General features: G+C 27.8%; 16 protein-coding genes. 10 read left to right on the plus strand and 6 right to left on the minus strand.

Features of this window, described 5'->3' with window-relative positions; genetic code table 11:
- Together CRU93_RS08990 and CRU93_RS08995 are read left to right on the plus strand one after the other, a co-directional pair.
- Positions 1-928: bile acid:sodium symporter family protein (locus CRU93_RS08990; RefSeq protein ID WP_309109279.1), on the plus strand; the 928-nt coding region annotated here is incomplete at its 5' end.
- A 3-nt stretch (positions 929-931) separates the two neighbouring features.
- Positions 932-1726: a class I SAM-dependent methyltransferase gene (locus tag CRU93_RS08995; protein ID WP_129103869.1), complete on the plus strand. Its 795-nt coding sequence runs from the start codon at positions 932-934 to the stop codon at positions 1724-1726.
- A 9-nt stretch (positions 1727-1735) separates the two neighbouring features.
- Here CRU93_RS08995 and CRU93_RS09000 read toward each other — a convergent pair whose 3' ends face one another.
- On the minus strand, positions 1736-2848 hold the full coding sequence (locus CRU93_RS09000) for a glycosyltransferase (RefSeq protein ID WP_129103870.1): 1113 nt from the start codon (positions 2846-2848) through the stop codon (positions 1736-1738).
- Positions 2849-3284: 436 nt separating this feature from the next.
- On the opposite strand from CRU93_RS09000, the gene CRU93_RS09005 reads away from it, so the two are divergent.
- The 8 genes from CRU93_RS09005 (at position 3285) to CRU93_RS09040 (ending at position 9133) form a co-directional block, all read left to right on the plus strand.
- Positions 3285-4013, plus strand: a complete 729-nt coding sequence (locus tag CRU93_RS09005) for an amino acid ABC transporter ATP-binding protein (RefSeq protein WP_375153647.1) — start codon at positions 3285-3287, stop codon at positions 4011-4013.
- A 10-nt stretch (positions 4014-4023) separates the two neighbouring features.
- Entirely contained in the window at positions 4024-4845 is an 822-nt protein-coding gene (locus CRU93_RS09010; RefSeq protein WP_129103872.1) for a transporter substrate-binding domain-containing protein, read from the plus strand.
- A 23-nt stretch (positions 4846-4868) separates the two neighbouring features.
- The gene (locus CRU93_RS09015) at positions 4869-5684 is read left to right on the plus strand and encodes a transporter substrate-binding domain-containing protein (protein WP_129103873.1); all 816 of its coding nucleotides are present in this window, start codon (positions 4869-4871) and stop codon (positions 5682-5684) included.
- Positions 5685-5687: 3 nt separating this feature from the next.
- A complete protein-coding gene (locus CRU93_RS09020; RefSeq protein WP_129103874.1) occupies positions 5688-6653 on the plus strand; it encodes an amino acid ABC transporter permease in 966 nt (321 codons plus the stop codon).
- Entirely contained in the window at positions 6654-7277 is a 624-nt protein-coding gene (locus CRU93_RS09025) for a MarC family protein (protein ID WP_129103875.1), read from the plus strand. It begins immediately after the preceding gene.
- The gene (locus tag CRU93_RS09030) at positions 7274-7888 is read left to right on the plus strand and encodes a LysE/ArgO family amino acid transporter (protein WP_258238876.1); all 615 of its coding nucleotides are present in this window, start codon (positions 7274-7276) and stop codon (positions 7886-7888) included. Before CRU93_RS09025 ends, CRU93_RS09030 begins: the two co-directional genes overlap by 4 nt.
- 13 nt (positions 7889-7901) lie before the next feature.
- Positions 7902-8693, plus strand: coding sequence for an NUDIX domain-containing protein (locus tag CRU93_RS09035; protein WP_258238877.1), 792 nt, complete (start codon positions 7902-7904; stop codon positions 8691-8693).
- Positions 8694-8767: 74 nt separating this feature from the next.
- A complete protein-coding gene (locus CRU93_RS09040) occupies positions 8768-9133 on the plus strand; it encodes an acyl-CoA thioesterase (protein ID WP_129103877.1) in 366 nt (121 codons plus the stop codon).
- Between the two features lie 14 nt (positions 9134-9147).
- Here CRU93_RS09040 and CRU93_RS09045 read toward each other — a convergent pair whose 3' ends face one another.
- From CRU93_RS09045 to CRU93_RS09070, 5 genes are all read right to left on the minus strand, one after another.
- Positions 9148-9891, minus strand: a complete 744-nt coding sequence (locus tag CRU93_RS09045; protein WP_129103878.1) for a phytanoyl-CoA dioxygenase family protein — start codon at positions 9889-9891, stop codon at positions 9148-9150.
- Positions 9888-10760, minus strand: coding sequence for a succinate--CoA ligase subunit alpha (gene sucD / locus CRU93_RS09050; RefSeq protein ID WP_129103879.1), 873 nt, complete (start codon positions 10758-10760; stop codon positions 9888-9890). Before sucD ends, CRU93_RS09045 begins: the two co-directional genes overlap by 4 nt.
- Before the next feature lie 2 nt (positions 10761-10762).
- Positions 10763-11929 (minus strand): ADP-forming succinate--CoA ligase subunit beta, encoded by a 1167-nt coding sequence (gene sucC / locus CRU93_RS09055; protein ID WP_129103880.1) that lies wholly within the window; start codon positions 11927-11929, stop codon positions 10763-10765.
- Positions 11930-12261: 332 nt separating this feature from the next.
- Positions 12262-13656, minus strand: coding sequence for an aldehyde dehydrogenase family protein (locus CRU93_RS09065; RefSeq protein ID WP_129103882.1), 1395 nt, complete (start codon positions 13654-13656; stop codon positions 12262-12264).
- A complete protein-coding gene (locus tag CRU93_RS09070; protein ID WP_129103883.1) occupies positions 13649-15319 on the minus strand; it encodes an acetolactate synthase large subunit in 1671 nt (556 codons plus the stop codon). Before CRU93_RS09070 ends, CRU93_RS09065 begins: the two co-directional genes overlap by 8 nt.
- Positions 15320-15748: the final 429 nt, after the last annotated feature.

Raw genomic sequence — 15748 nt, forward strand, 5'->3', positions numbered from 1 at the left:
TAAAAAAACTGGATACAAGATGATTAAAACTATAACTATGTTATTTCCTTTATGGGCAGTACTATTTTCTACTATTTGTTATATATATCCAAATTTGGTGGTAGGATTTAAAGCACTAATTGTTCCATTACTAATATTTATAATGTTTTGTATGGGAATAACTTTGAAAATTGATGATTTTAAAAGAGTATTAAAAAAGCCTAAAATAATTGCTTTGACTACTATATTACAATTTTTATTGATGCCTTTAGCTGCATATTTAGTATCAAAACTATTTAATTTATCAACTGATTTATTAATAGGAATGGTTTTAGTAGGAGCAGTTTCTGGTGGAACTGCATCAAATGTAATTGCATATTTAGCAAAAGCAGATGTAGCATTATCTATTACTATGACAATTGTATCAACACTACTTTCAATTTTAATTACACCTTATTTAACTCTTATTTATTTAGGACAAACAGTTCCTGTTCCAGCTAGTAGTATGCTTATTAGTATTTTAAAAATTGTATTTATTCCTGTTGTTATTGGAATTATATTAAACCACTTTTTCCATAGATATATAGATAAAAAAGTTGATATTTTTGCACTTTTTTCTATTATTTCAATTGTATTTATTATTGGTATAATAATAGGAATAAATGAGAGTAAAATATCTTCCATTGCTATTTCTTTGATGTTAGCAATTATTTGTCATAATTTAATTGGACTTTTAGGTGGGTATTTTATATCTAAAATATTTGGTTATAATAAAAAAGAGTGTAAAACAGTTGCCATTGAAGTAGGAATGCAAAACTCAGGATTAGCTGTAGTTTTAGCTATGAAATATTTTTCTGCATTAAGTGCCTTACCTGGAGCAATATTTAGTATTTGGCATAATATTTCAGGCTCTATTCTTGCAGGTTATTGGACAAAACAAAAGGATTGATTTATGAATTTAGAAGATATAGATTTTAATAAATTATATAAAAAACAGAAACAAAAAACAACATTTAAACCAAAAAGTAGTGATGATTGGAATAATAAAGCACCTTCAATGAATGAACGAGTTCATACTTCTATTTATAATGATGAGTTTTTAAAAAATTTAGATTTACATGGAATTGACTCTTTACTAGATGTTGGCTGTGGTGTTGGAAATTTATCTTTGAAATTAGCTAAAAAATTAAAAAATGTTTATAGTTTAGACTACTCTACTAAAATGTTAGAACTTTTAAAGCAGAATGCAAAAGAACAAAATATAAAAAATATTACTACAATAAATAGTTCTTGGTATGATAATTGGGATAATATTCCAAATGCAGATTTAGTAATTGCTTCAAGATCTATGGAAGTAAAAGATATGAAAGAAGCTTTGAGTAAATTAAATGAAAAAGCAAATAAGAAAGTTGTAATATCTTATAAAAAAGGTGGTTCTTTTGTAAGCGATGAAATACTTGATGCTTTAAAAAAAGATATTGTGAAAAAACCTGATTATATTTATGTTGTAAATATTCTTTATTCTATGGGAATAAATGCAAGTGTTAATTTTATAAATAGTGAGGGTAGAAATACTATTTATTCATCAAAAGAAAACTTTATACAATCAATAAAATGGAGTATTGGAGAATTAGATGAACAAGAGATTAAAAATTTAGAAGAGTATTATGATAGTTTAAGCGAAGAAAGAAAAAACAAAAAAGAGTTTGTTCAATGGGCAATGCTATCTTGGGATAAGAAGGAATAACCTTCTTATTTATATTAAGTTTAACTCTGTTGCAAAATCTTGTGCAATTTTTTCATAATTTCTAATGTCTAAAAGTTTTTTCTGACCATTTTCACCTACTTTTGCAACTTCTTCTTTTGAAAGAGTTAGTAACTCTTCTATTTTTGCTTTAATTGATTTTTTATTAAAATCACAAAACCATGCTTCAACATTATCTTTAAAAAGAGTATTGTTTTTTGCATTATTTGTCATAATACAAGGTACAGCACTTGAGTAATAATCAATAATTTTTATTGAAGTTGATGTATTAAAAAGTGCAATATTAGGTAAAATAGATAAACCAATATCTGCTTTTGCTATCAAATCTAGAAGTTCTTGTTTATTTTTTGCATTATGTATTTCAATACAATTTTTCAAATTTGGATATTTTAAAATCATATTTTTTGCATATTCTGGATCTTTTGTAGATATTACAATTCTAAATAAATTATTGTTTATTTGGCTAAATGCTTCTAAAATAGTTTCAAATTTTCTAAGATTATCAAGAGTCCCTGCGTATATAAATCTTTTGAAATCTTCTACATGTTGAATATTTTCATGTAGCATTTCTGGATCAATACCTGTTGGTACAGGAAATGTTTTGATATTAATAGAAGAAAAAAATTCTTCTTTCATTTGATTTGTAGATGGAATAAAAATATCGCATTCATTTATTATATTTGTTTCTTTATATGATTGAATCTTATCTCCAATTATATCAAAGAAAGTTTTTTTATTGTTTGCTTCATCTTCTTTAAGTTTTGCTATTCTTTTAGGAAAAGATAGTCTAAAACCAACTTTGTAATTATATCTGATTTTGGCTTTTTGGATATCTTTTAAAAGTTCAATGTCATTTCTTACAACAATAAAATCATAAGATTTGATATCAATTTGATTTTTTTCAAGTTCTTTAAGTAAATTATTTTTAAATTTTAATGGAAGAACAAAACGTTTACTATCCTTTTTTTCAAAGTCTGCTTTATAATGTGAAAAATATAAAATATGTACATTCATATGTTTACCAAGGTATTTTTCAAAAAAAGCTCCAATAAAACTGTGATCTGTATATTCATCTTGGTCTGTGATATATAAAAAGTTTTTCATAAACGCTCCTTGAAGAAAATAATATGTATTATATACTTTTATAGTTGCAAAAGAAAAGCATTTTATAAAAAATTTATTTTATTAAGGAAGTTTTCTGATTTTTAGTATTAAAAGTGAGATAGTCAATAAAATTGTTACTGTTAGAAACTAAAAAAGTACAAGTAATAATACATTTATTTTTTTGAATACTTATTTGTAAATAAAATTTGAAGTGCAAATAAAATAGAAAAATTAAAGCTAATAGTTCACTATTAAAAATCAATAAAATTAGTAATTCTCTTGTTTAAAATATGCGTTTAATTAAATACAGAAATTAATTTTTTTTAATTATTGAAACATAAAAAATGTATAATTGTTACACATTATATTCAAGTTTAAATCTATTTATTATATTATAATAGTTTAGACTAAAAAAAGAGAGATAATGAATAAGAATATTATTAGTATGAGTAAAATTGATAAATATTATGATGATTTTCATGTATTGAAAAATATCAATTTTGAAGTTAAAAGAGGTGAAATCGTAGTTGTATGTGGACCTTCAGGATCAGGAAAATCGACACTTATTAGATGTATTAATGGACTAGAGGAGATTGACTCTGGAACTGTTATTGTTGATGGGATTGATATAAATGAGAGTAAAAAAAGTTTACAAACAATTCGAGGTGAAGTTGGAATGGTATTTCAACACTTTAATCTTTTCCCTCATCTTACTATTTTAGAAAATATTACATTAGCTCCAGGTTTAGTTAAAAAGGTTAATAAAGAAGAAGCTCAAAAAGTTGCAATGGAGCTTTTAAAAAAAGTAAAACTTGAATTTAAAGCAAATGCATATCCTTCAGATTTAAGTGGTGGACAAAAACAAAGAATTGCAATTGCTAGAAGTTTAGCAATGAAACCCAAAGTTATCCTTTTTGATGAACCTACATCAGCTCTAGATCCCGAAACTATTGGGGATGTACTTTCAGTAATGAAAGATTTGGCACAAGAAAACTTTACTATTGTTTGTGTAACTCACGAGATGGGTTTTGCAAAAGAAGTAGGAGATAAAATTGTATTTATGGATAAAGGAGTAATTGTTGAAGAGAGTACTCCAAATGAATTCTTTCTTAATCCAAAAAGCCAAAGAGCAAAAGACTTTCTAAAAGAAATATTAACACACTAGGTAGATAATTATGATTAAAAAACTATTAATTTTAGTTGCACTTTTATTTTGTGCAAGTTCAACGTTCGCAGATGATATCAATGTTTGGAAAAAATCAACACTTAATCAAATATTACAAAGTGGTGAATTAAGAGTGGGATTAGACCCAGGTTACATGCCCTTTGAAATGAAAGATAAAAGGGGAAGATTAATTGGTTATGATATTGATTTGGCAAAAATTATGGCAAAAGAAATGGGAGTTAAACTAAAAATAGTTCCAACAACTTTTGATGGAATTATAGCTGGATTATTAACAGGTAAATTTGACATAATAATTGCAGGTATGACAATTACACAAAAAAGAAATTCAAAAATTAATTTTACTGACCCATATTTGGTTATAGGTCAAACTATTCTTTTGAATAAAAAATATAAAGATGAAATAAAAAGTGCAAAAGATCTTGATAATGAAAAATATATAATTACTGCAAAACTTGGACAAACAGGTGAAATTGTAGCAAGAAAATTTTTTAAAAATGCAAAAATAAATACTTTTGATACTGAATCAGAAGCAGTATCAGAAGTGTTAAATAACAAAGCAGTAGCTTTTGTAAATGACCAACCTTATAATGCTGTATTTATGACAGGAAAAGGTAAAAATAAATTAATTCATTTAGATAAACCTTTAACTTATGAACCTCTTGCATTTGCAATAAAAAAAGGTGATCCAGATTTTCTTAATTGGCTAAACAACTTTTTAAGACAAATAAAAAATGATAAAGTTCAAAATATTTATGAAAAACTTTATAAAAAATGGTTTGTAGATACTAGTTGGCTAAGAAAAGTACAATAATAATCTTAAGATTAGGAGAAAAAATGAAAAATTTGGTTTTAGCGTTTATAGTGTTATTTACATCAACTCTTTTTGCAGATGATATAAATTTATGGAAAAAATCTACACTTAATAAGGTTTTACAAAGAGGTGAATTACAAGTATGTATGGAACCTGGGTATATGCCTTTTGAGATGAAAGATAAAAAAGGTAGAATTATTGGTTATGATGTGGATTTTGCAAAGAAAATGTCTAGAGCAATGGGAGTAAAATTAAAACTTCTTCCAACTGCTTGGGATGGTATTATTGCTGCATTAGTAACTGGTAAATGTGATATTATTATGTCTGGTATGACAATTACACAAAAAAGAAATTTAAAAGTTAATTTTGCAAATCCATATTTAGTTGTGGGACAAACAGTAATGATGAATAAATCTTTAAAAGGAAAAATAAAAACTGCAAAAGATTTAGACAAACCACAATATACAATTGTTACAAAACTTGGGGTAACTGGTGAAATTGCTTCAAGAAAATTTTTTAAAAATGCAAAAATTGTTACTTTTGAAACAGAAGCTGATGCTGCTGCAGAAGTATTAAACGGTAAAGCTGATGCAATGGTTTATGATCAACCATATAATGTTTTATTTATGTCTGATAAAGGTAAAGGTAAACTTATTCATTTAGACAAACCTCTTACTTATGAACCACTTGGTTGGGCAGTTAGAAAAGGTGATCCAGATTTCTTAAACTGGCTAAATAATTTTTTAAGACAAATGCAAGAGGATAAGGTTGTTGGATTCTCTGATCATTTATATAAAAAATGGCTAGTTGATACTAGATGGCTGAAAAGAGTTCAGTAGCACATGGCGAGAAAAGAATCTTTAGCACAAAATAAAAAGTTAGGGCATGTAATTGCTCTAGCTTTCTTTTTACTACTTGGGTATTCCCTTTATTCTGCAGCTTCAAATATGAATTATGTTTGGAAATGGAATTCTGTTCCTAAATATTTTGCATATAATCAAACAACAACGATAGAAGCTCCTATAGATGGTAAACTAGTATTTGAGAATAATAAATATTTCATTGATGGTGATGAAAAAGTAGAACTAAAAAATCTGAATAGTAGTTTTTCATTTGATTATAAAGTAGGTGAATTTGTTTATCAAGGTGATTATATTGCTTCTACTGAAAATTTAAGAGCAGGGCCAGTAATTAGTGGTTTATGGATTACTTTAAAAATATCCTTTTTTGCTGCAATATTAACTTATATTTTAGGAATTATCGTAGCATTTATGAAACTATCTTCTTATCAATTTTTAAAAGATATAGCAACAGTTTATATTACTATAGTTAGAGGTACACCACTTCTTGTTCAGATATTTCTTTTTTATTTTATAATTGCAAATATTTTTGAATTAGATAGATTTGTTGCAGGTGTTTTATCTCTTGGAATTTTCTTTGGTGCATATATGGCTGAGATTTTAAGAGGTGCTATTCAATCAATTGATAAAGGACAGCAAGAAGCAGCTACATCTTTAGGTATTACTAAAGTTCAATCAATGAGATATATTATTCTACCTCAAGCTTTTAAACGTGCATTACCAACTTTAGTTGGTGAAATGATTGCATTAGTAAAAGATTCATCTTTAGTTTCAGTAATATCAATTACAGATTTAACAAAAGTTGGTAAAGAAATTGTTGCAAATACATTCTCTCCTTTTGAAACTTGGATAATAATAGCTTTACTTTATTTGACAATTACTTCAACACTTAGCTACATAGGTCACAAAATTGAAAAAAGAATGACAGCAAAAGGTGGGATGAATTAATTGGAACTTTTACAGAATTTTTTGCAACAAACTACAAGTTTGTTTGCAATTATGGATCCAATTGGAGTTAGTGCTATGGCTCTATCTTTACTTAGTCCAAATATCACAAAGAGTCAAATCTCTGTAATTGCCAAAAGAAGTACAACTACAATATTAGTAGCTTTTTTTGTAGTTTTAATAACAGGTGATTTTATTTTAAAACTATTTGGTATTCATGAAAATTCTCTTAAAGTAATGGGTGGACTTATTCTTTTACTTATGGCTATATCAATGGTTAGGGGTATTGGTAATGAAAAAAGAGATGAAAATAGTGATAAAAATGATTTAGAACTTGCAGTTATCCCTATTGGTATTCCAATTGCTTTTGGTACGGGATTATTTACAACAATTATTATTTTTAAAAATCAAGTTGCATCAGTAGAAGAGCTTATATCTTTAATCGCTTCATTTTGTATTAATGCTCTTTTATTTTATTTAGTATTAAAAAACTCAATATATATTAAAAAGTATTTAGGAGTGACAGGACAAAATATTATTACTAAATTGATGGGATTAATTGTTGGTGCTTTATCAATACAATTTATTGTTTCTGGAATTGTTAGTTTATCTAAGGTTTATATGTGATAGAAGTATTTACTCATGGATTTATTGTTGGAATTAGCTTAATTGTTGCAATAGGTTCTCAAAATGCATATATTTTGAAACTTGGACTTTTAAAGCAACATATATTTAAAGCTGTATTATTTTGTATAATTACAGATGTATTATTAATATCAAGTGGTGTTTTAGGTCTTGGATATTTTATAAAAGGGAATCAATTATTAATTAATTGCATTGCTATATTTGGAATTATTTTTCTTTGTTTTTACTCATTTTTGTCTTTTAAAAGTGCATTAAAAAATGAAAGTTTAAAAATAGATAATGAAGTGAAAACTAATCCTGTAAAAAAAGTATTTGCTATGCTTTTTATGTTTACATTTTTAAACCCTCATGTTTATTTAGATACTGTATTATTAATTGGCGGTATTGGTGCAAATGTAGAAGATAGTTTAAAAATATTTTTTATATTAGGAACTTCTACTGCTTCTGCTGTTTGGTTTTTATCATTAGGATATTTTTCAAGACTTTTAATTCCATTATTTAAAAAACCTATAACATGGAAAATATTAGATATCTTAATTGCACTGTTGATGCTTTATATTGCTTATTCATTAACTGAATTGGTTAAATTATAGGAGTTAAATTATTGTGGATTATATAGAAAAAATAGGTTGTTTTGAAGTTGTTTTAGATCCTTATAATGGAATAACAGTTTCAAAAGATACAGTTCCTTTTGATATTACAGAGTTTGAAAAAAATTTAATAAATCTTATTTCAGTATTAAAAAATAAGAAAAGAAGACTTATTTGGATAACTATTGATATAAATAAGTCTCATTTAATTCCTATTGCAGTAAAGCATAATTTCGAGTTTCATACTTGTGAAAAAGATTATGTTTTTATGGTTAAAAGATTAGTTGATGATGCAATTATTCCAACTGCAGTGAATCATACTTTAGGTGTTGGTGTAGTAGTTATCAATGATGATAATGAGATATTAGTTATTAAAGAAAGAGTTTCAAGACTTGGATATAAACTTCCTGGTGGGCATATTGATAATGGTGAATTAATTTCAAATGCTGCAGCAAGAGAAACTTTTGAAGAAACAGGGGTGAAAGTTGAGTTTGACTCAATAATAAGTATTGGACATTTTTATCCACATCAATTTGACCAGTCAAATTTATATGTTTTATGTAGTGCAAAGCCATTAAGTTATGAAATTAATATAAAAGACATTGCTGAAATTGAAGATGCGAAATGGGTAAATGTATTTGAATTTTTAGAAGATGAAACTGTTTTTGAATATAATAAAGTAATAATAAATGCAGCATTAAGTAAAAAAGGTTTTTACTCTCAAAAATTAGAAGCTTTTAAAAATATAAAAAAAGATTATGAATTATTCTTTCCTAAATTAAATGTTACAAATGAAAATTTAGCTTAAATATATACTGCTTTTATCATTTATTTACTATATAAGTGATATAAATACACAACTAAAAACAAGGTTAACAAATCATGGAATATGGAACACAAAGATTAGTTATGTATCCACATTTAAATGCAGCAGGAATCTTATTTGGTGGGCAAGCATTAGCTTGGATTGATGAAGAAGTAATCATCTTTGGTGCAAATAAACTAGGAACAACTAGACTTGCATTGGTTAAAATAAGCGAAATAAGATTTGAAAATCCAGCTAATATTGGAGATATATTAGTAATTGGAACAGAATTAGTAAAGATTGGAAGAACTTCAATTACTGTAAAATGTGAACTTAGAAATAAAACGACTGACAAAGTTATTGTAAAAGTAGATGAAGTTGTTATGGTTAATTTAGATTATAATAAACAACCAACACCTCATGGACTTCCTGAGCCAGATTAAAAAGAATTCTCTTTTTAATCTAAATCTTCTAACACAATTTCTTTAAAATCACTTCTTGTATTTTTTATTGGGTTATTGCTTTTTGCTTTTACCGTATAAACAAATGAAATTTTAGGTTCATTTGTATCATTTTTATGGGCATGATGAAGCGTTTGGCAATGAAATAAAACAATATCACCTTTATGTAAATTATAATGTATTGCTTTATCAATTATTTGTTTGTTTTGTTTTAAATCATCTCTAAAACTTGTAGTTTCGTCAAATTGATCTTTTTTTAATGTAAGCTTGTGTGAACCTGGAATGAATTCTAAAAGTCCATTTTCAAGAAATTCATCATCTAAACTTAACCATACACTAATTAAATCATCATTTTCAAAATTCCAATATCTTCTATCTTGATGCCAAGTTGTTCTTGTACTATCTTTTGGCATTTTTGTCATAATTGAATTGTGGTGAGCAAGAGTTAAGACAGGAGTATCATTTAAAAGTTGTTTTAAAATTGGTCTAATCTGTTTATTTGTCATCCATTCTTTAAAAATATCTTCTCTATCATATACTTGTCTTAATCTTCTAACTGTAATATTATCATCATTTACTCTTTGATACTCTTGTTCACTCTCTATTGGGGCTATTTTTTTATCTAAATGAATTTTTGCTTTTTCTAAAATATCATCACATAATTTTTTATCTGCAAAATTTCTTAATAATAAAAATCCATCTTCATGAAACTGTTTAATCTGTTCTTGAGTTAGTTTCATTTTTTTGTAACTTCCAAAAGTGCATCTTTTATACTAGTAATTGTTTTAACAGTATTTACACCAGCTGCTTGTAAAGCTTTATATTTGTCTTCTGCTTTTCCACTTCCACCATCAATAATTGCACCAGCATGTCCCATTCTTTTTCCTTTTGGCGCTGTAACTCCAGCAATATAAGATACAACGGGTTTTGTTATATGATTTTTTATATATTCTGCAGCTTGCTCTTCTTTTGTTCCACCAATTTCACCAATCATAACAATTGATTCAGTTTGTTCATCTTCTTCAAAAAGTTTAAGAATATCAATAAAATCACTTCCAGGGATAGGATCTCCACCAATACCTACACAAGTACTTTGTCCAAGTCCTGCTAAAGTTGATTGATTTACAGCTTCATATGTAAGTGTACCAGATCTTGAAACAATACCAACACTTCCAATTTTATGAATTTCAGCTGGCATAATACCCATCTTACCAATACCAGGAGTAATAACACCAGGGCAGTTTGGACCAATTAATCTTGCACCATTTGCATCCACTGCTGCTTTTGCATCTAACATGTCTTGAACAGGAATACCTTCTGTGATACAAACAATTAATTCAATTCCATTTTCAGCTGCTTCGATAATTGAATCTTTACAAAAAGGTGCAGGAACATAAATAACACTTGCATTTGCACCAGTTAAGTCAATACCGCATCTAACACTATTATACATTGGAAGATCAAGATGTGTTAAACCTCTTTTTTTAGGAACAACACCACAAACCATATTTGTGCCATACTCTAATGCCTTTTGTGTATGAAAACTACCTTGAGTACCTGTCATACCTTGACACATAATTTTTGTATTTTCATCTAATAAAATAGCCATAATTAGTTCCCTTTTGTTAATTCAATAATTTTTTTAGTTGCTTTATCTAAATCTTGCTCTTCTACAATGTTTAATCCTGACTCTCTTATTAGTTTAAGTCCTTCTTTTGCATTTGTTCCTTCAAGCCTTACTACAAGTGGGATATCCATTTTCATTTTATCAACTGCAGCAATAATTCCATTTGCAATTACATCACATCTTACAATTCCACCAAAAATATTAATAAGAATTCCATTTACTTTTTCATCTGAAAGTATAATTCTAAATGCTTCAATTACTCTTTGTTCATTTGTACTACCACCAACATCTAAAAAGTTTGCTGGTTCACCACCATATGTTTGTATAAGATCCATTGTTGCCATTGCAAGACCTGCACCATTTACCATACAACCAATATTTCCATCAAGTGAAACATAATTTAATTGCATTTTTTCAGCTTGTAACTCTCTTGCATCTTCTTGTGTTTCATCTCTAATTTCATTTAATTTTTTCTGTCTATAAAGTGCTGAGTTATCAACTTGTACTTTTCCATCTAAACATACTAAATCACCATGTTTTGTGATAACTAAAGGATTTACTTCAATAAGCGATAAATCATTATCTAAAAACATTTTATACATATTTTGTAAAAGGGGAATCATCTGTTTTACTTGATGATCATCTAATCCTAGATCAAAGGCTATTTGTCTACATTGATAAGGCATAATTCCAACAACTGGGTTGATTTTGCTTTTTAATATTTTTTTAGGATCATTTTTTGCAACCTCTTCAATCTCAATTCCACCTTCTATTGAAGTCATAATTGTAACTCTTTGACTACTTCTATCAATAACAAATGCAAGATATAATTGCTTATCGATTTCACAAGGTTTTTCAATATATAAAGAGTTAATAGGTTGTCCCTCTTTTGAAGTTTGGTAAGTAACTAATCTACTTCCTAAAAGTCTATTTGTTACTTCTTTTGCTTCTTTTTTATTTTTAGTTAATACAACACCACCAGATTTTCCTCTTCCACCTGCATGAACTTGTGCTTTTATTACAAGATCTTCTTCACCTAGTGTTTCTAATATATCATCAAGTTGAGAACTATGTGTTAATAATTTGCCAACTGTTGTAGGAATTTTATATTTTCTAAATAGGTTTTTTGCTTGGTATTCATGTAAATTCATTTTGATTTCTCCAATATTTAAAGCTTTTTACTATATTTTTAAAGAGAATTTCTTTAAGAATTCTTCTTTATCTCTTACGTATAAGCTTTCATCATCTGCTTTATATATAATTGCCTCAATCCAAATATCATTTTTCTGTATTTTGCAAATATTTATAGGAATATATGTTTTGAGATTTTTATAATGTATATACTTTTTGTGTAATTTGATTTCTTTCATTGGGTTAATAATAACAAAAAAATATTAATAGTTTGCTATTACATGAGAAATTTGGAAGTTATTATGTAGAAGATAAAAGAATAAAAGTATAAACTTTTATTCTTTTTTATAAATTAAAGTACTGGTGATTTAATTACCATCATTTTTTCATTTGACATCTCATCCATAACATGAGATATACCACCAACACCAATACCACTCTCTTTTGCACCACCAAATGGCATCCAGTCAACTCTAAATGCAGTATGGTCATTTACCATTACAGCTGTTCCATTTAGTTCTTTAACACATTTGAAACAAGTATCAATATTTTTACTATATACTGCTGCTTGAAATGATACATCCAAAGAGTTAGCTCTTTCAATTGCTTCATCAATATCTTTATATGAGTAAACACAAACAACTGGTCCAAATACCTCTTTTTGAGATACAATTGAATCTTCAGTTGGGTTTAATAATACTGTTGGTTCAAAACAAGATTTAGAGATTCTTTTACCACCAACTAATACTTTTGCACCTTTTGCAACTGCATCATTTACCCACTCTTCAACTCTATCAACTTCAGCATTGTTAACTAATGGACCAACTTCAGTTTTAGGGTCTAATTGATTACCAACTACAAGTTTAGAAGCAGAATCTGCTAGTTTAGTTGCAACTTCATCACAAATTGATTCATCAACATATACTCTTTGAACAGATACACAAACTTGACCAGCGTGATAAAAACCACCTTTAGTTAAATCTGGAATCATTGCATCAATATCTGCATCTTTTGCAACAATAACTGGTGCAACTCCACCATGCTCTAACGCAACTCTAGTACCTGGAGCTACTTTTGAACTTAAGTACCAACCAACAGAAGCTGAACCAATGAAAGTTAAGAAAGAAGTTTTAGAAGATGTAGCTAAATATTCACTACCATGTCTATCACAAACAATTCCTTGTGCCCAACCTTTTGGTAGTCCTGCTTCTTCTAGCATTTCTACTACTTTTAGTGCAGACATTGGAGTTTGTGTTGCTGGTCTAATAATAACTGGACAACCAACTGCAACTGCAGGGATAACTTGACCAATTGCTAAGTTAAATGGGTGATTAAATGCAGAAATTGCAACTGCAACACCAATAGGTTCTTTTAATGTATATGCAATTCTATTTGCTGAAGTTGGAGTTTGACCCATTGCAACTTCTTTACCTTCATATGCACCTAAATGTTCAATAGCAAGTTTTACACTATTAATCGCTCTTAATACTTCAACTTTTGAATCCATGTAAGGTTTTCCACCTTCACTTGCACAAAGTTTAGTTAAGTCTTCAACTTGTGATGACATAATTTGAGCTAATTTTTCTAAAATTTCAATTCTTTTATATTTTGGTAGCCAGTTTTTTCTATCAAGAAATGTAGAGTGAGCTAAATCTAAAGCTGCCTCTACTTCTTCTTGTGTACTAAAAGGAACTTGTCCAACTACGCTATCATCAAATGGTGATGTTACATCTATCATATTACTCATTATTTACTCCTTCTTCTTCTAATAATGTTTCAGCATTTTTCACAAGGTCATTTAAGATTGCATGATTTAAAGAGTAATCAACTGCTACGTCAATTATATGAACCCCTTTTGAATTTACACAATTTGTTAACGTTTCAGTGAATTCTTCACAAGATTGTGGTCTATGACCTGTTGCTCCATAAGCTTCAGCATATTTTACAAAATCTGGGTTGCTATAGTCAAGTCCAAAAGTATCAAATCCCATACCAGTTTGTTTCCATTTAATCATTCCATATGCATTGTCATTTAATATTACTACAGTTAAATCAATACCTAGTCTAACAGCAGTTTCAATTTCTTGTGAGTTCATCATAAATCCACCGTCACCACAAACAGTAACAACTTTTTTATCTGGATTTACCATTTTTGCAGCAATTGCTGAAGGAAGACCAGCTCCCATTGTTGCAAGTGCATTATCTAATAATAATGTATTTGGTTTAGCACATTTATAGTTTCTTGCAAACCAAATTTTATAAACACCATTATCTAAAGTTAAGATATCATCTTCACCTAAAATATCTCTAATAGTTTTTACTGTTCTTTGAGGTAAGATTGGGAATCTCATATCTCCAAAGTATTTAGTTAATCTTTTATTAATTGTTTTAATAATTTTTTTATAAAAATCAAAATCCCAATGATCTTGTGGAGTTAATGCTTCATTTAAATCATTAATATCTGATGCAATATCTCCAACTACATCTAAATGAGGGAAGTATGTAGGGTCTACTTCTGATGGGAAAAAGTTAACATGAATAACTTTTGTAGCATCTGGTCCTTCTTTCATAAAAAATGGTGGTTTTTCAATTACATCATGTCCAACATTGATAATTAAATCTGCTTTAGAAATCGCGCCGTGAATAAAATCATCTGCAGAAAGTGCAGCTGTACCTAAACAAAGGTTGTGGTTGTCATCAATTACACCTTTACCCATTTGAGTAGTAAAAAATGGAATACCAGTTTTATTAACAAAGTTTGTTAATGCATCACCAATTCTATTTCTATTTGCACCTGCACCAATTAAAATTAATGGATTTTTAGCAGCTTCAATCATTTTAACTGCTTCATTTATAGTAGTGCTATCAGCTTTTGGAATTCTTACATTTCTTACTGGATAAACACCATCATCTGCTTCTTCTGCTGCAATATCTTCAGGTAATTCGATATGAACGGCACCTGGTCTTTCAGTTGTAGCAATTTTAAAAGCATCTCTAACCATTGAAGAAATATTATTGCCATTAACAACTTGTCTTGCATATTTCGTCATTGGTCTCATCATTCTTACAATATCTACAATTTGAAATCTACCTTGTTTTGATTTTTTAATTGGTTTTTGACCAGTAATCATCATCATTGGCATTGCACCAAGTTGTGCATAAGCTGCACTAGTAGCGAAGTTTGTAGCACCAGGGCCAAGTGTTGATAAACAAACACCAACTTTTCCAGTTAGCCTACCATATGTTGCAGCCATAAAACCTGCGCCTTGTTCATGTCTTGTTAGAATTAGTTTGATTTTTGAACTTCTTAGTGATTCTAGTAAATCTAGATTCTCTTCACCTGGAATACCAAAAATATACTCCACACCCTCGTTTTCTAAAGCTTTGATAAATAAATCAGATGCTTTCATCTTATCTCCAAATTATTGATTTAAAATTAACATTTGTGTTAGTTTCCCACAAAATGTTTTAAATTGAAATTAAACCTACAATATACTTTCTATTCGTAATTCTTTTTGAATACAAATGCACAGTAAATATACATAAAAACATTGTTTTTTGCATAGAAAATATATATGATAAATATTAAATATTCAAAAAAATATTTAATGAAACTATAAAGTACCATAAAATGGTACTTTTGTATATAAAATTATTTATTTTTGTAATTTTAATATGTATTGTTACGAATTTATACAAAAAAAGAAGAATAAAAAAAATAAAGTATTTATTAAATGAACAAAGAAAATCTTTGCTATGATAAATAAATACTATTTTTGCTTATGTTTTTTGTAAGTTTAATGAAATTATAATACGTTTTACTTATTATAAAAATAAGA

The sequence above is a fragment of the Arcobacter sp. CECT 8985 genome (genome assembly GCF_004116495.1).
Taxonomy (GTDB): Bacteria; Campylobacterota; Campylobacteria; order Campylobacterales; family Arcobacteraceae; genus Malaciobacter.

Bases quoted from the DNA above. Each gene is read 5' to 3' on its own strand.
- CRU93_RS08995 (WP_129103869.1), top strand. From the start codon at position 932: ATGAATTTAGAAGATATAGATTTTAATAAATTATATAAAAAACAGAAA.
- CRU93_RS09000 (WP_129103870.1), bottom strand. From the start codon at position 2,848: ATGAAAAACTTTTTATATATCACAGACCAAGATGAATATACAGATCAC.
- CRU93_RS09010 (WP_129103872.1), top strand. From the start codon at position 4,024: ATGATTAAAAAACTATTAATTTTAGTTGCACTTTTATTTTGTGCAAGT.
- CRU93_RS09015 (WP_129103873.1), top strand. From the start codon at position 4,869: ATGAAAAATTTGGTTTTAGCGTTTATAGTGTTATTTACATCAACTCTT.
- CRU93_RS09020 (WP_129103874.1), top strand. From the start codon at position 5,688: ATGGCGAGAAAAGAATCTTTAGCACAAAATAAAAAGTTAGGGCATGTA.
- CRU93_RS09040 (WP_129103877.1), top strand. From the start codon at position 8,768: ATGGAATATGGAACACAAAGATTAGTTATGTATCCACATTTAAATGCA.
- CRU93_RS09045 (WP_129103878.1), bottom strand. From the start codon at position 9,891: ATGAAACTAACTCAAGAACAGATTAAACAGTTTCATGAAGATGGATTT.
- sucD (WP_129103879.1), bottom strand. From the start codon at position 10,760: ATGGCTATTTTATTAGATGAAAATACAAAAATTATGTGTCAAGGTATG.
- sucC (WP_129103880.1), bottom strand. From the start codon at position 11,929: ATGAATTTACATGAATACCAAGCAAAAAACCTATTTAGAAAATATAAA.
- CRU93_RS09065 (WP_129103882.1), bottom strand. From the start codon at position 13,656: ATGAGTAATATGATAGATGTAACATCACCATTTGATGATAGCGTAGTT.
- CRU93_RS09070 (WP_129103883.1), bottom strand. From the start codon at position 15,319: ATGAAAGCATCTGATTTATTTATCAAAGCTTTAGAAAACGAGGGTGTG.